The 14,782-nt window shown below is 71.0% G+C and carries 13 protein-coding genes; 8 read left to right on the top strand and 5 right to left on the bottom strand.

Going from position 1 to position 14,782, the window contains the following annotated elements; genetic code table 11:
* The first annotated feature begins 13 nt into the window (after nt 1-13).
* From ACQP00_RS30665 to ACQP00_RS30630, 8 genes are read left to right on the top strand one after another with little or no spacing between them, the layout of a single operon-like run.
* Nucleotides 14-1,228 carry an argininosuccinate synthase gene (locus ACQP00_RS30665; protein ID WP_433201518.1) on the top strand — a complete coding sequence of 405 codons (1,215 nt, stop codon included), beginning with the start codon at nt 14-16 and terminating at the stop codon, nt 1,226-1,228.
* Between the two features lie 15 nt (nt 1,229-1,243).
* Entirely contained in the window at nt 1,244-2,464 is a 1,221-nt protein-coding gene (gene argG, locus ACQP00_RS30660; RefSeq protein ID WP_433201515.1) for an argininosuccinate synthase, read from the top strand.
* Nucleotides 2,465-2,494: 30 nt separating this feature from the next.
* Nucleotides 2,495-4,027 carry an argininosuccinate lyase gene (gene argH / locus ACQP00_RS30655; protein WP_433201512.1) on the top strand — a complete coding sequence of 511 codons (1,533 nt, stop codon included), beginning with the start codon at nt 2,495-2,497 and terminating at the stop codon, nt 4,025-4,027.
* A complete protein-coding gene (locus tag ACQP00_RS30650) occupies nt 4,020-5,171 on the top strand; it encodes a homocitrate synthase/isopropylmalate synthase family protein (protein ID WP_433201509.1) in 1,152 nt (383 codons plus the stop codon). Before argH ends, ACQP00_RS30650 begins: the two co-directional genes overlap by 8 nt.
* 2 nt (nt 5,172-5,173) lie before the next feature.
* Nucleotides 5,174-6,211: an isocitrate/isopropylmalate dehydrogenase family protein gene (locus tag ACQP00_RS30645; RefSeq protein ID WP_433201506.1), complete on the top strand. Its 1,038-nt coding sequence runs from the start codon at nt 5,174-5,176 to the stop codon at nt 6,209-6,211.
* Nucleotides 6,192-7,436 carry a 3-isopropylmalate dehydratase large subunit gene (locus ACQP00_RS30640; protein ID WP_433201503.1) on the top strand — a complete coding sequence of 415 codons (1,245 nt, stop codon included), beginning with the start codon at nt 6,192-6,194 and terminating at the stop codon, nt 7,434-7,436. Before ACQP00_RS30645 ends, ACQP00_RS30640 begins: the two co-directional genes overlap by 20 nt.
* Nucleotides 7,433-7,921: a 3-isopropylmalate dehydratase gene (locus tag ACQP00_RS30635; RefSeq protein WP_433201500.1), complete on the top strand. Its 489-nt coding sequence runs from the start codon at nt 7,433-7,435 to the stop codon at nt 7,919-7,921. Before ACQP00_RS30640 ends, ACQP00_RS30635 begins: the two co-directional genes overlap by 4 nt.
* Entirely contained in the window at nt 7,918-8,865 is a 948-nt protein-coding gene (locus ACQP00_RS30630) for an aminotransferase class IV (protein WP_433201497.1), read from the top strand. Before ACQP00_RS30635 ends, ACQP00_RS30630 begins: the two co-directional genes overlap by 4 nt.
* Here ACQP00_RS30630 and ACQP00_RS30625 read toward each other — a convergent pair.
* From ACQP00_RS30625 to ACQP00_RS30605, 5 genes are all read right to left on the bottom strand, one after another.
* Nucleotides 8,862-10,508, bottom strand: a complete 1,647-nt coding sequence (locus ACQP00_RS30625; protein WP_433201494.1) for a DUF885 domain-containing protein — start codon at nt 10,506-10,508, stop codon at nt 8,862-8,864. The genes ACQP00_RS30630 and ACQP00_RS30625 overlap by 4 nt on opposite strands.
* A gap of 91 nt (nt 10,509-10,599) precedes the next feature.
* Nucleotides 10,600-11,961, bottom strand: coding sequence for an ABC transporter substrate-binding protein (locus tag ACQP00_RS30620; RefSeq protein WP_433201491.1), 1,362 nt, complete (start codon nt 11,959-11,961; stop codon nt 10,600-10,602).
* Nucleotides 11,962-12,002: 41 nt separating this feature from the next.
* Complete coding sequence (locus ACQP00_RS30615; RefSeq protein ID WP_433201488.1) at nt 12,003-12,863, bottom strand: carbohydrate ABC transporter permease; 861 nt, start codon at nt 12,861-12,863, stop codon at nt 12,003-12,005.
* Nucleotides 12,860-13,711 carry a carbohydrate ABC transporter permease gene (locus ACQP00_RS30610; protein ID WP_433201485.1) on the bottom strand — a complete coding sequence of 284 codons (852 nt, stop codon included), beginning with the start codon at nt 13,709-13,711 and terminating at the stop codon, nt 12,860-12,862. Before ACQP00_RS30610 ends, ACQP00_RS30615 begins: the two co-directional genes overlap by 4 nt.
* A 242-nt stretch (nt 13,712-13,953) precedes the next feature.
* The gene (locus ACQP00_RS30605; protein ID WP_433201482.1) at nt 13,954-14,727 is read right to left on the bottom strand and encodes an alpha/beta fold hydrolase; all 774 of its coding nucleotides are present in this window, start codon (nt 14,725-14,727) and stop codon (nt 13,954-13,956) included.
* Between the last annotated feature and the right edge of the window lie 55 nt (nt 14,728-14,782).

Here is a 14,782-nt window from a genome sequence, read left to right as displayed (position 1 = left end):
CGGGGAGGGACCCATGCCTGAACGCCCGAAGAAGATCGTGCTCGCCTACTCCGGCGGCCTGGACACGTCGACCGTGCTCAAGTGGCTGCAGGAGGAGTACCAAGCAGAGGTCATCGCGTTCATCGGCGACCTCGGCCAGCCCGGTGACATCGCCGAGGCGGCCGCCAAGGCCGAGCGCATCGGCGCCGCCAAGGTGGTGGTCCGGGACCTGCGCGAGCGCTTCGTCACCGGCTTCGCGTTCCCGTGCCTGATGGCGGGCGCGCTGTACCAGGGCCGCTATCCGATGGCCTCGTCGATCGGCCGGCCGCTGCTGGCCCAGGAGATGCTGGCCATCGCCGAGGAGGAGGGCGCGGACGCGGTCGCGCACGGCTGCAGCGGCAAGGGCAACGACCAGCTGCGCTTCGCCCTCGCCGCGGCCGCGATCCGGCCCGACCTCACGATGATGCAGCCGCTGCTGGACTGGCCGCTGCACAACCGCGAGGAGCAGGTCGCCTGGGCCCGCGAGCGGGGCATCGAGGTGCCGGTCTCGGCCGACGCCACGTACAGCTACGACGAGAGCGTCTGGGGCCGCAGCATCGGCTGCGGCCCGATCGAGGACCTCGGCGTCGCGCTGCCCGAGGAGGTGTTCACCTGGACCCGCTCGCCGCAGCAGGCCCCGGACACCCCGCAGCGGGTCCGGATCGGCTTCGAGCAGGGCCGCCCGGTCTCGCTCGACGACGACAAGGCCGACCCGGTCGAGCTGGCCGTGCGGCTCAACGAGCTCGCCGGCCGGCACGGCGTCGGGCGCATCGAGCACATCGAGGACAAGGTCGTCGGCATCAAGTCGCGGGAGATCTACGAGACGCCCGCCGCCGTCGTGCTGCACCGCGCGCACCAGGACCTCGAGGAGCTCACGCTCGACCAGGAGACCCGCGAGTTCAAGGCGGGCGTGGCCCAGCGCTACGCGCGGCTGGCCTACGCCGGCTACTGGTTCTCCCCGCTGCGCCGCTCGCTCGCCGCGTTCGTCGAGGACACCCAGCGGTTCGTCACCGGCGAGGTCGAGGTCGAGCTGTACAAGGGCAGCTGCCGCATCGTCGCGCGCCGGTCGGACTACGCCCTCTACGACTACGCACTGTCCACGTACGACAGTCAGGACACGTTCGACCACGAGGCGGGCCGCGGCTTCACCCGCATCGCCACGCTGCCGGACCGCATCGCCGCGAAGATTCGTCGCACGCCCGTCGCCTGAGCCGAGGGGACCATCATGACGACTGTCCAGAAACCCGTGACGAAGGTCGCCCTCGCCTACTCGGGCGGCCTCGACTCCACCGTCTGCATCAAACTGCTGGAGCGCGAGTACGGCGCCCAGGAGGTCATCCTCGTCATGGTCGACGTCGGCCAGGGCGAGGAGAGCCTGGCCGAGGCCCGCGAGCGGGTCGCCCACCTGCCCCTGGAGCTGTTCCTCGTCGACGCCCGGCGGGACTTCACCGACACGTGGATTCCCAAGGCGATCGCCGCGAACGGCAGCTACGGCGGCTACCCGCTGTCGAGCTCGATGACCCGCCAGCTCATCGCGGCCAAGGTGGCCGAGGTGGCCCGGGAGCAGGGCTGCGACGCGGTCGCCGAGGGCTCCACCGGCAAGGGCAACGACCAGTTCCGCTTCCACAACACGTTCACGCTGCTCGCACCCGAGCTGCGGGTCGTCACCCCGATCCGGGACCTGAACCTGTCCCGGGTCCGCGAGCGGCTGCTGGCCCAGGAGTTCGGGCTGACCTTCAAGGAGGGCATCAGCGACGACCGGACCTGCTGGGGCCGCTCGATCGGCAGCGGCGAGATCGAGGACCTGCAGCGGCAGGTCGACCCGGACGAGTACATCTGGTGGCACCCCATCGGCGCCACTCCCGCCGCGGCCCAGCGCATCACGGTGGAGTTCGACGAGGGCCGGCCGGTGCGCGTCGACGGCGTGCGCGGCATGGACGCGATGATCGGCCTGCTCAACGAGGCAGCCGGCCGGCACTCCATCGGGCGCATCGACGTGCTCGAGGACGGCATCATGGGCCTCAAGTCGCGGGAGGTGTACGAGGCCCCGGCCGCCAGCGTCCTGCTCGCCGCGCACCGCGACCTGGAACGGCTCTGCCTCACCAAGCGGGAGCTCGCCTTCAAGGCGGGCGTGGACGCCACCTGGGCCGAGCTGGTGTACCACGGGCACTGGCACCATCCGCTCAAGCACCAGCTCGACGCCTTCATCGCCGAGTCGCAGCGCTGCGTCACCGGCGAGATCACGCTCGACCTGCACGCCGGCAACGCCATCGTGGCCGGCCGCCGCTCGGAGCAGTCGCTCTTCGACCCGGCGGTGCGCTCCATCGAGCAGGACAGCTTCGACCAGAGCGGCATGAGCGCCGTCGTGGAGACCTACGCCTTCGAGAACGTCTTTCTCGGCGGGCGGAGCCGGCGCCAGGCCGTCATTCAGGCACCCGAGATCTAACAGCCAGATCCAGCAGACCAAAGGGGAACCATGTACAGCAGCAGCAGCTTGTGGGGTGGCCGCTTCCAGGAGCAGATCGCCTCGACGGCCCTGGAGTACACCGAATCCCTGGCCGTGGACGCCGCGATGTTGACCGAGGACGTCTGGGGCAGCAAGGCCCACGTCATCATGCTCAACGCGGGCGGGATCATCGACGACGAGGACGCCCGCGCCATCCTGAGCGGCCTGGGCAGCGCCTCCCGGGAGATCGACGAGCAGACCTTCGCCATGGACGTCGCCGACGAGGACGTCCACATGAACGTCGAGCGGTACGTCACCAGCCGGCACGGCAAGCGCGGCGCCCGGATGCACACCGCCCGGTCCCGCAACGACCAGGTCGTCACCGACACCCGGATGCACACCCGGACCCTGGTCCTCGGCGTCGAGCAGGAGCTGATCGCCCTGCAGGAGACGCTGCTGGCCCTGGCCGCCGACCACGCCGACACCCTGACCATGGGCTACACCCACACGCAGCACGCGCAGCCGATCACGATCGGCTACTGGGCGACCGCCTACGTCAGCATGTTCCGCCGCGACCTGACCCGGCTCAGCCAGGCGTACCGGTCCACGGACATCAACCCCCTTGGGGCCTGTGCCCTCGCCGGCACCTCGTTCCCGACCGACCGCCGGCTGACCACCGACCTGCTCGGCTTCGCCGCGGTCCAGGAGAACGGCCTCGACGCGGTCAGCTCGCGCGACTTCGGCCTGGAGTTCCTCGCCGCCCTGGCGATCATGGTCTCCAACACGTCGAAGATGGCCGAGGAGATCGTCTACTGGTCCACCCACGAGTTCCGGCTCGTGGAGGTGGCCGACGGATACGCCATGGGCAGCTCCATCATGCCGCAGAAGAAGAACCCGTGCGTGGCCGAACTCATCAGGGGCAAGACCGGCAAGGTGTACGGCCGGCTGGTCGAACTGCTCACCACGATGAAGGGCATCCCGACGGGGTACAACCGGGACCTGCAGGAGGACAAGCCGCCGATCTGGGAGGCGGCGGCGTCCGCGCTGTCGACGGTACGGACGCTCAACGGCCTGCTGTCGACCCTGCGCTTCAACGAGGGCCGGATGCGCGAGCTGGCCCACAAGAACTTCGCGCTGGCCACGGAGGTCGCCGACTACCTGGTCAAGACCCAGAACATCCCGTTCCGGGAGTGCCACCGGATCGTCGGCGAGGCGGTCGGCACGCTCTACCGCTCCGGCCGCACGTTCGAGGACGTCCAGGCCACGGTCGACGCGCTGGCCGCGGCCGGGGCGACGGTCACCGCGCAGGAGCTCGCCCCGGTGCTCGACCCGGTGGTGTCGGTCAACAGCCACACCAGCCTGGGCGGCACCGCGCCCGCCGAGGTGCTGCGCATGGTCAAGGCCGAGCGGGACTGGCTGGAGGCGCACAAGCAGACCTTCGACGAGCGCCAGGAGCGCATCGAATCGGCGTACCGGCGCACCGAGGCGGTCAGCGCCGCGATCATCGCCGGCAGCAGCGTCCACGACGCCCTGCATTCGCTTGGGGGGAACCATCATGGCTGACCACGTGCAGATCAGCGACACCACGCTGCGCGACGGCGAGCAGGCCGCCGGCGTCGCGTTCGGGCTGGCCGCCAAGGTCGAGATCGCCCGGCAGCTCAACCAGCTCGGCGTCGACGAGATCGAGGCGGGCTTCCCGAGCGCATCGGAGGCCGAGATCGAGGCGATCCAGGCGGTGTCCAAAGTGGTCACCGGCCGGCGCACGGCGGTGCTGCTGCGGGCCCTGCGCGCCGACATCGACAAGGGCGCCGAGGCGCTGAAGTTCGCCGAGCAGCCGGTCGCCACCGTCGTCGCGCCCGTCTCCGACCTGCACATCCGGGTCAAGTTCGGCAAGACGCACGACGAGGTCCTGGAGATGGTCGAGGACTCGGTGCGCTACGCCTCCAAGCGGTTCCAGCAGGTGATCTTCTCCGGCGAGGACGCGACCCGCACCGACCTTGCGTCCCTGGAGCGCTTCTACCTGGCCGCGCTGTCGGCCGGCGCGTCGATGGTGAGCATCCCGGACACCGTCGGCTACGCCCAGCCGGAGGAGTTCGGCCAGCTCGTCGCCCACATCCGGGCGCTGATCGGCCCGGACGTCGGGCTGCGCATCCACTGCCACAACGACCTCGGCGTGGGCGTGGCCAACTCCCTCGCGGCGGTACGCCACGGCGCCAACATCGTCAGCTGCACGTTCAACGGCATCGGGGAGCGGGCCGGCAACGCGGCCCTGGAGGAGATCGTCGCCGCGCTGGCCATCCGGGAGGACTACTACCGGCGCAAGACCCGGCTCAAGCTCGACGAGATCTACGCCACGAGCCAGCTGGTGAGCCGGCTCAGCGGCGTGGCGATCGGGCACACCAAGCCGATCGTGGGCGACAACGCGTTCGCCCACTCGGCCGGCATCCACCAGCACGGCGTGCTGCGGGACCGCACGACGTACGAGATCGCGTCCCCGCAACTGGTCGGCGCCCCCGAGCGGGGCCTGGTCATCGGCAAGCACACCGGCCACCACGGCCTGCGGGCCAAGCTCACCCAGCTGCGGGTCGACCTGCCCAGCCAGGCCGCCTTCGACCGGGTGCTGGCCGAGGTCAAGCTGCGCGCCCACAACGGCACCGACATCGACGACGCCACCCTGCTGTCCATCGTGGACGGACTGGGGCGGTAGGCGTGCGACCGCGGCTGTGCGTGATCCCGGGTGACGGCATCGGCCAGGAGGTCGTGCCGGTCGCGGTCGACGTGCTGCGGGCGGTGCTGCCCGAGGTGCGGTGCGAGCCGGCCGAGGCGGGCTGGGGCTGTTTCCAGGCCCGCGGCGAGGCGGTGCCGCCGGAGACCCTGGCGGCGGTGCGGCGCTGCGGCGCGGCCCTGTTCGGGGCCACCGCCTCTCCCGGCCGGTCGGTGCCGGGCTACCGCAGCGCCATCCTGACCCTGCGCCAGCAGCTCGGCCTGTTCGCGAACATCCGCCCGGCGGCCAGCCGGGCGGGCCTGTCGCCGCGGCCGGGCGTGGACCTGGTGGTGGTCCGGGAGAACACCGAGGACCTGTACGTCGGGCGGGAGTCCCGCGACGGCGACGTCGCCACCGCGCTGCGGGTCACCTCGGTGGCGGCGAGCCGGCGCATCGCCCGCACGGCGCTGCGCGTGGCCGACGCCCGGGGCGCGAAGAAGCTCACCATCGTGCACAAGGCGAACGTGCTGCCGGTCACCGACGGGCTGTTCCGCGACTGCGTCCGCGAGGAGATCGCGGCCTGGGACGGGCCCAGCGCGGGCATCGCGGTCGAGGAGTGCTACGTCGACGTGGCCGCGCTGCGGATGGTCGGCGCCCCCGAGTCGTTCGACGTCATCGTCACCACCAACCTCTTCGGCGACATCCTCTCCGACGCCGCCGCGCACTGGAGCGGCGGCCTGGGCGTCGCCCCGTCGCTGAACCTCGGCGACGGGGTCGGCATCGCCGAGCCGGTGCACGGCTCGGCCCCGGACATCGCCGGGACCGGGGCCGCCAACCCCGCGGCGGCGATCCTCAGCGTCGCCCTGCTGCTGGAGCACGTGTGGGAGCGGCCCGACCTCGCCCGGCGCGTCGAGCGCGCGGTGGACGGCGCCCTGGCCGCCGGAGTGCGGGCCCCGGTGCTGGCCACGGTCCGCGCCGGCGTGCTGGAGCAGCTCGCAACGGAATCCTCTGACGGAGGTACACATGAGCCAGACGCTTTCTGAACAGATCCTCTCGCACGCCGCCGGGCGTCCCGTGCGCCCCGGTGACCTGGTCATCGTCCGGCCCGACGTGGTCATGGGCCACGACTCGCTGACCCCCAGCATGATCGAGATCATGCGGGACCAGCTGGGCGTGCCGCACGTGCTCGACCCCGACCAGCTCGTCCTGGTCATCGACCACGTGGCCCCGGCCACCTCGGTCGCCACGGCCAACACGCAGAACACCATCCGCGCCTTCGCCCAGGAGGAGGGCATCCGGCTGTTCGACGCCGGCCGCGGCATCGCCCACCAGGTGCTCGTCGAGGAGGGCATCGCCCAGCCCGGCAAGATCGTGGTGGGCTCGGACTCGCACTCGTGCGGGTACGGCTCGGTCGGCGCCTTCGGCAGCGGCTTCGGCTCCACCGACATCGCGCTGGTCTGGGCCACCGGCCAGATCTGGCTGCGGGTGCCCGAGACGCTACGGGTGCTGGTGACCGGCCGCTTCCGGCCCGGCGTCGACGTCAAGGACCTGGCCCTGAAGCTGTGCCGGGACCTGACCATCGAGGGCGCCACGTACGAGACCATCGAGTACCACGGCCTCGACTGGCTGCCGCTGCCCGGCCGGCAGACCCTGGCCAGCATGGCGGTGGAGCTGGGGGCCAAGGCCGGGATCGTGCCGCCGACCGGGGTGGTCGCCGAGCAGTTCACCGTGCCCGACTGGCTCTACGTCGACCCGGACGCGCAGTACAGCCGGACCGTGACCGTCGACCTGGACACGCTCGAACCGCAGGTGGCCAAGCCGAACTCGGTGGACGCCGTCGTCGACCTGTCGGAGGTGCAGGGCACCGAGGTGTCCGTGGTGTTCCTGGGGACCTGCACGAACGGGCGGTACCAGGACCTGCGGGCCGTCGCCGACTTCCTGCGCGGCCGGCGGATCGCCCCGGGCGTGCGGATGATGGTCACGCCCGCCTCGGCCCAGGAGATGGAGAAGGCGGCCGCCGACGACACCCTGGCCACCCTGCTGCAGGCCGGGGCCGTGCTCGGCTCGGCCGGCTGCGGCCCGTGCATGGGGCGGCACCAGGGCACGCTCGGCGACGCCGACGTCTGCCTGTCCACCGGCAACCGCAACTTCCGCGGCCGGATGGGCTCGCCGAAGTCGCAGATCTACCTGGCGTCGCCGCTGGTGGCCGCCGCGACCGCGCTGACCGGCCGGATCAGCGATCCCCGCGAGCTCGGGAGTCCCGCATGACCAGGGTGTGGAAGTTCGGCGCCAACGTCGACACCGACCAGATCGTCCCCGGCCGGTACGCGCCCTACCTGCGTCCGAACGAGGACCTGGGCAAGGCCGCGTTCATCGAGGCCCGCCCGGAGTTCGCCGAGCACGCCGAGCCCGGCGACGTCATCGTGGCCGACCGGAACTTCGGCTGCGGCTCGTCGCGGGAGTACGCCCCGCTGGCCCTGCGCAAGCGCGGGATCGCCGCTGTCGTGGCGCCGAGCTTCGCGCGCATCTTCTACCGCAACGCCATCAACCTCGGCATCCCACTGTTCGTCTCCGACGAGATCGCGGCGGCGGCCCGGGACGGCGAGGCGGTGGAGCTGGACCGGGCGGCCGGCCGGATCACGCTCGGCGGGCGCGGCTACGACCTGCCCGCGCTGCCGAGCTTCACCCAGGACATCATCGACGCCGGCGGGATCGTCAACTTCGTCAAGGCCAACGGAAGGTTCCCGGGGTGAGCCTGGCCTCGCTGGCGCACGCCTCCGGCAATCCCCGCTGGATCTGGAGCGACGGCAAGATCATCGCCTGGGACCAGGCCACCGTGCACGTGAACGCGGCCGGGCACGCCGGGGTGACCGCGGTGTTCGAGGGCATCAAGGCCTACGTCAGCCGGGACGGCGGGCACCTGCAGGCGTTCCGGCTCGACGACCATCTGGCCCGGCTGCTGCACTCGGCCCGGATCTGCCGGCTCGACGTGCCGTTCGACCTGGCCGAGGCGCGGGAGGGCGTGCTGGAACTGTTGCGGGTCAACGAGTACCGCACCGACACCTACGTCCGGCCCTGGATCTTCCCGGAGGGCGTCATCCGGGAGGTGATGGTGCCGGACGGGGCCCGCTGCCGGCTCGTCATCGACTCCTGGCCGTTCCAGAGCGCCCTCGGCGCGCCGCGCGGCTGCCGGGCCGCGGTCAGCTCGTGGACCCGCCCGCCCGACGCGTCGACCCCGGCGCGGGTCAAGGCGTTCGCCAACTACCACAACGGCCGGCTGGCGCTGATCGAGGCGCGGCAGAACGGCCACGACTTCCCGATCCTGCTCAACGACCGGCGCAAGGTGAGCGAGGCGCCGAGCTCGTGCGTCGCCCTGGTCCGCGACGGTCAGGTGGTGACGCCGTCGCTCACCAGCGACGTGCTGCAGAGCATCACGGCGGGCACCGTGGCCGAGCTGTGCGCGCAGCTCGGGATCGCCATGGTGCACCGCGAGGTCGACCGCACCGAGCTGTACCTGGCCGACGAGCTGTTCCTCATGGGTACCGGCGTCGAGGTGCTGCCGATCGGCGCGATCGACGGCCTGCCGGTGGGCGACGGCTCCGCCGGGCCGGTGACGAGCCGGATCCGCCAGGCGTACCAGGATCTCGTCCGCGGCGCCGGCTCGCCCGCGCACGCCGGCTGGCTGTCACCGGTCTAGGACACGGCCTGATCAGGAGGGAGCACCAGGTCCCGCAGCGTCCCCAGCCCGGCCGGCCCGCGGCGCAGCGCGTCCATGTGGAACTGCCGCAGGTCGAACGCGGCGCCGCGGCGGGACCTGGCCTCCTCGCGCAGCTCCAGCCAGAGCCGCTCGCCGAGCTTGTACGAGGGGGCCTGGCCGGGCCAGCCGAGGTAGCGGTCGATCTCGTCGCGGGCCCGGGCGGTGTCGGTCAGCGTCCGGGTGGCCAGGAACTCCAGGCCGAGCTCGGGCGTCCACCGCTCGCCCTCGTGGAAGCCGGTGCCGGCCGGGATCGCCAGCTCCAGGTGCATGCCGATGTCGACGATGACCCGGGCCGCGCGGAACAGGCTCTTGTTGAGCATGCCGAGCAGCTGGCCGTCGTCGAGGTACCCGAACTCGCGCATGAGCCGCTCCGCGTAGAGCGCCCAGCCCTCGCCGTGGCCGTCGATGAAGCACAGCAGCCGCTGGAACCGGTTCAGCCCCGCGGTGCCGACCGCGGTGCCGATCTGCAAATGGTGGCCGGGGACGCCCTCGTGGTACACGGTGCTCAGCTCGCGCCAGGTCGAGAACTCCTCGCGGTCGCGGGGCAGCGACCACCACATCTGCCCGGGACGGCTGAAGTCGTCGGCCGGATTCGTGTAGTAGGCGCCCATCCCGCCGCCGGACGGCGCGATGCGGCACTCGAGGCGCATCAGCTCGTCGGGGATGTCGAAGTGCTTGCCGCGCAGCTCGGCCAGGGCCCGATCGGACAGCTCCTGCAGCCATTGTTCGAAGGCTTTCTGACCCCCGATGGTGTACTTCGGGTCGGCGTCGAGCACCGCCGCCGCCTCGGCCGGCCCGCCGCCGCCGGCGATCCGCGCGGCGGTCTCGAGCAGCTCGCGCTCGACGCGGCCGAACTCCTCCCAGCCCCACGCGTAGGCGTCGGCGAGGTCCAGGTCGGCCCCGAGGTACTTGCGGGACCACAGCCGGTACACGTCGGCGCCGACGGTGTCGTGCCGGCCGGCCCGCGGCGCGAGCTCCTCGGCCAGGAACCGGCCCAGCTCCGCGTAGGCCCCGGCCGCGGCCCGCGCGGCTTGCTCGTCCGGCTGGTCGAGGCCGGTGAAGTACCCGTCGGACCAGGTGCGGCACTGCTCGACGACCCGCTCCACCTGCCGGATGGCGGGCACGATCCCGTGGTCGGCCGCGGCCAGCAGCGAGACCTGGTATCCGGCCAGCGAGGCGGGCACCTGGCCGAGGCGGCGCGCGATCGCCGCCCGGTCGTCGTCGGTGTCGGTCGGCATGAGGTCGAAGGCCTGCCGGACCTCCTGCACCGGGCTCCACGTCATGTTCAGTGATCCGGCCGGCAGCCCGGCCGCGTGGATCTCGACCTCGAGGCCGATCCGCTCGGCGAAGACCGCCTTGGCGACCCGTTCGGCCTCGTCCCGCGGATGTGCGGCTTCGATCGCGCGCAACGCCTGCCGGGCAAGCTGCTCGCGTTCCCGGTGGCCCTCGGGCGAGAGGTCCGGCAGTGAGTCGTCGTGGCCGGTGATGCCGAACTCGGTGGCGGCGGTCGGATACAACCGCGCATAACTGTCCACATAGGAGTTGCAGATCTCGTGCACCCGCGGTTCCAGGGAAGCGGTCACGATCGATATGTTAGCGGAGTCGACGGCGTTTGTGGACGTCCGGTCGCCCGGGGCTGCGACGCCTGAACGCCGCGGCCCCGGGCGGATCGCATTACTTCAGGTTCGGCTTGACCTGCGTGTTGTAGATGCCCTCGAGGGTGCCCTTGAGCTTGGTCATCTGCGTCTGGACGTCACCGTTCTTGGTGAGGATCTCGGCGCAGGTGTTGGCCATCTCCTGGTCCGCGCCCGGCAGGAACACCCGGGCCCAGTCCTGGTTGCGGGTCACCGCGAGCTGGTCGATCGCGACCTGCGCCTGCGGCGTCTTCGACGTCAGCGAGGACGTGTCGGCCGACTTGCGCACCGGCATGTACCCGGTCGCCGCCGCGAACTTCAGGGTGTTCTCCGGCGAGGTCAGGAACTTGAGGAAGGTGGCCGCCGCGACCTGGTTCTCGGGCTTGATCTTCGGGATGCCGACGCCGGCGCCGCCCGTGGGGCAGACCGGGGACGTCGACTTCGGGCCGCCCGGCAGGAAGCCGGCGCCGACGTCGAACTTGGCGACGTTGAGGATGCCGACCAGGCTGCCGGTCGAGCCGACGGTCGCGGAGACCGCACCGGCCGAGAGGTCCTGGGTGGAGTCCTTGCCGGCCACGCCCGACCACTTGCCCTTGTACACCGCGTCGGCCAGGAACTGCAGGCCGGCGACCGCCTCGGGCTTGTCGCAGGTGACGTCGAAGCTCTCCTTGGCCGACCAGCCGCCGTTGTACCCCCAGAGGTTGTTCTGGAAGCTCCAGCCCGCGTAGCCCGCGAGGGCCGGCAGCTGGAAGGCGTTCTGCAGGCCCGCGTTGGCCGACTTGAGCTTCGGCGCCCACTCGGCGAACTCGTCCCACGTCTTCGGGGCGCGGTCCGGCAGGCCGGCGGCCGCCCAGTGCGCCTTGTTCCAGTAGAACAGCGGGGTGGAGCGGGCCCACGGCACCGCCCAGGTCGCGTTCTTGTACTTGTAGTCGCTCAGCAGCTGCTCGCGGTAGTCGCTGGTGTCCCAGTTGAGGGCCTTGAACAGCGAGTCGAGCGGGACGATGGAGTCCTGCAGGTAGTACCGGAACCACCACACGTCCGACAGCACCACGAGGTCGGGCAGCGTGCCGCCGGCCTGCGCGGCCTGGAACTTCTGCGCGATGTCCTCGTAGTTGGAGCCGGCCGAGACCAGCTGCACCTTGATGTCGGACTGGCTCTGGTGGAACGCGTCGATGATCTGCTGGGTGACGGCCTGCGAGCCGCCCGGGTTCGACGTCCAGAACGTGATGGTGCCGGCCGGCTTCACGCCGGTGTAGTCGTTCTGCTCGGGCTGGGTGGACGGGGCGTCCGACGACGTCGACGGACCGCCGCCGCACGCGGCCAGGGCCGCCGCGGTCAGGCCACCGGCGGCGAGGCCGAGGAACCTCCGCCGGCTGAAGTCGGTCGGCTGCGACAAGGACACGCTGAACCTCCTGATTGATGGATGTGTGCGCCTGACCCTCGTCATCCCTTGACGGCACCTTGCGTCAAGCCGGTGACGATGTAGCGCTGCAACGCGGCGAAGACCACGAGCACGGGAAGAAGCACCATGACGGTTCCGGCCATGACGATGCCGTAGGAGGCGGCCGCGCTCTCGCTGTTGTGCAGCAGCGTCAGGCCGACCGGCAGGGTCATCATGTCCGGGTTGGAGACGATCACGAGTGGCCAGAGGTAGTCGTTCCACTCGAAGACGATGTTGACCAGGGCCACGGTGGCGATGCTGGGCGCCGCCATCGGCACCACCATCCGCCACAGCCGCCGCCAGTGCCCGGCCCCGTCGACCTCGGCCGCCTCCAGCACGTCGGCCGGCAGCTGCAGGAACGCCTGGCGCAGCAGGAACGTGCCGAAGCCGCTGCCGAGCCCGGGCAGGATGATGCCCCAGTAGGTGTCCTGCCCGCCGAGGCTGCTGATGAAGGTGAAGTTCGGCACCACGCTCACCTGCGGCGGGACCATCAGCGTGGCCAGTACCGCGAAGAAGACCCAGCGCTTGCCCGGGAACCGCACGAACACCAGCGCGTAGGCGGTGACGATGGACAGCAGAACCTTGATCCCGGCGCCGACGACGGTGACGACGGCCGAGTTGAGGAACAGCCGCGGGAAGGGGACCTCCCGCGCGGCCTCGGCGTAGTTGGCCACGTGCCACGGGTCGGGCAGCACCACGAGGTCGCGCGTGATGACGTCGGGCGGGCTCTTGAACGACGAGAGGATCAGGTAGCCCAGCGGCAGCAGGACGACCAGGATCGCCAGCGTGATCGGGACGTAGTCGGCCACGAGCGCGCCGAGCACGTTGCGCCGCGACAGGGGTTTGGAGTCCACTGTGGTCACCGGTAGTGCACCCGTCGCTCGAGGAAGATCAGCTGGACCAGGGTCAGCGCGACCAGCAGCGCGAACAGGACCGTGGAGAGCATCGCCGAGTAGCCCGCCTGGTTGTAGCCGCCGAAGGCGCGCAGGTAGGCGTCGTAGATGAGGGTCGTGGTCCCGCGGCCCAGCGGCGTCATCGCCCGGATCAGGTCGAAGGCCTGCAACGAGTTCAGGGTGCTGGTCACCAGCAGGAAGAAGGTGGTCGGCGACAGCAGCGGGAAGACCACCGAGAAGAACTTGCGGCTCGCGCCCGCCCCGTCGATCGCGGCCGCCTCCAGGATGTCCGAGGAGATGGACTGCAGGCCCGCCAGGTAGATGACGGCCGCGTAGCCGAGGTTCTTCCAGACGTACACGATGACGACCATGACGAGGCTGAGCGTCTCGTTGTTGAACCACTCGGGGCTGTCCACGCCGAACGAGCGCAGGATCGCCCCGAGCGCGCCGACCGTCGGGTCGAAGATGTACTGCCAGGCGAGCCCGACGCCCACGCCCGAGAGGACGTACGGCGAGAACACCGTGGCCTGCGCGAGCCCGGCCCCGCGCACCTTGCGGTTGAGGCCGAGTGCGACCAGCAGCCCGAGGCCCATCGACAGCACCACGGTGGCCACGGTGAACAGCGCCGTGGTGAGGAGGACCTCGCCGGCCTCCGAGGACGTGAAGAAGTTGACGTAGTTGTCGAACCCGACCGCGCGGGCCCGGGGCGAGCCGAGCGTCCAGTCGAGGGTCGAGTAGTAGATGTTCTGGAACAGCGGACGGTACGTGAACACCACGATGAGCGCGAAGTTCGGCGCGGCCAGCGCGACGAATATCATGGCCTCTCGCAATGTCCGGCGCCGTTTCGCCCGCCGCGTGCGGTCCCGGTCGGCCGGGACGACGGCTACAGGCGTCACCGGCTCGGCCGTGGTCCGCCTGAGCCCTCCAATCATGATCGGCAGCTAAGTGAGGCGAGTTTTCCGATCTTTAACCGCGCGGTGAACGCAGACGATCTTCCGCCGGAAGTCCGTGCCGGACAGTGGAGAGCGCCGGTATCCACGCGGCCGGTCCACGACGGGCGTCACACCGGCAGGTTCCGCACCGCGGCCGCCACGGCGGGGGAGTCGTTGCGCAGGATCTTCGAGTGGTTGCTGGGCACCTTGGCGGCGACCCTGACGTTCGGGTTCAGCGCGACGATCGGGTCGAGCACCTTGCGCCCCTCGTCCATCTCGCCGCCCTGGCTGCCGAGGCTGTCGCCGGTGGCCAGGACGAAGTGCACCGGGCGGGTGGCCCGCACCAGGACCGGCCCGCTGGCCGCCGAAATCTCGTTGACCTCGATGTTCACGTCGGCGTGCTGATCGACGCTCATCCGCGCGGACAGCCCGAACCGGCTCACGAGTGGCAGGATGAACCGCATCCGCCGGAACAGCTTGCGGATGCGGGCGGCGCCCTCGGGGCCGGTCAGACCGATCGGGAACGAGTCGACGACGACCACGCCGGCGACCCGCTCCGGGTGCCGGTCGGCGAAGTGCCAGGCGAGGGTGCCGCCATAGGACCAGCCGACCAGGATCGGCGCCTGCGTGACGCCGCGCGCCGCGAGGACGGCGTCCAGGTCGCGCAGGCAGGCCTCGAACGAGTAGTCGGCGGAGGTTTGCGACTTGCCCCGGGCCCGCTCGTCGTAGGCGATGTGCCGGTAGCCGTCGCCGAGCTCGGCGATCACCTTGCGCCAGTGCGACTGGTCGGCGTAGGCGCCGTTGAGATAGATCACAGGACGGCCGGGGCCGCCGCTGTCGGTCACATACAGTGCGGTGTCGTCCACGGAGACCAGGCCCGACCAGGAGGAATGCTGTGTCATGGGGAATACGGTCGCGGACCGCCCTGACACGCGACCGCCACCGCCCTGACATGTC

The sequence above is a fragment of the Dactylosporangium sp. CS-047395 genome, from assembly GCF_050942185.1.
In the GTDB taxonomy this organism is placed as follows: Bacteria; Actinomycetota; Actinomycetes; order Mycobacteriales; family Micromonosporaceae; genus Dactylosporangium.
The sequence above is the reverse complement of the archived record's forward strand: the minus strand, read 5'-3'. Positions and strand labels throughout refer to the sequence as shown.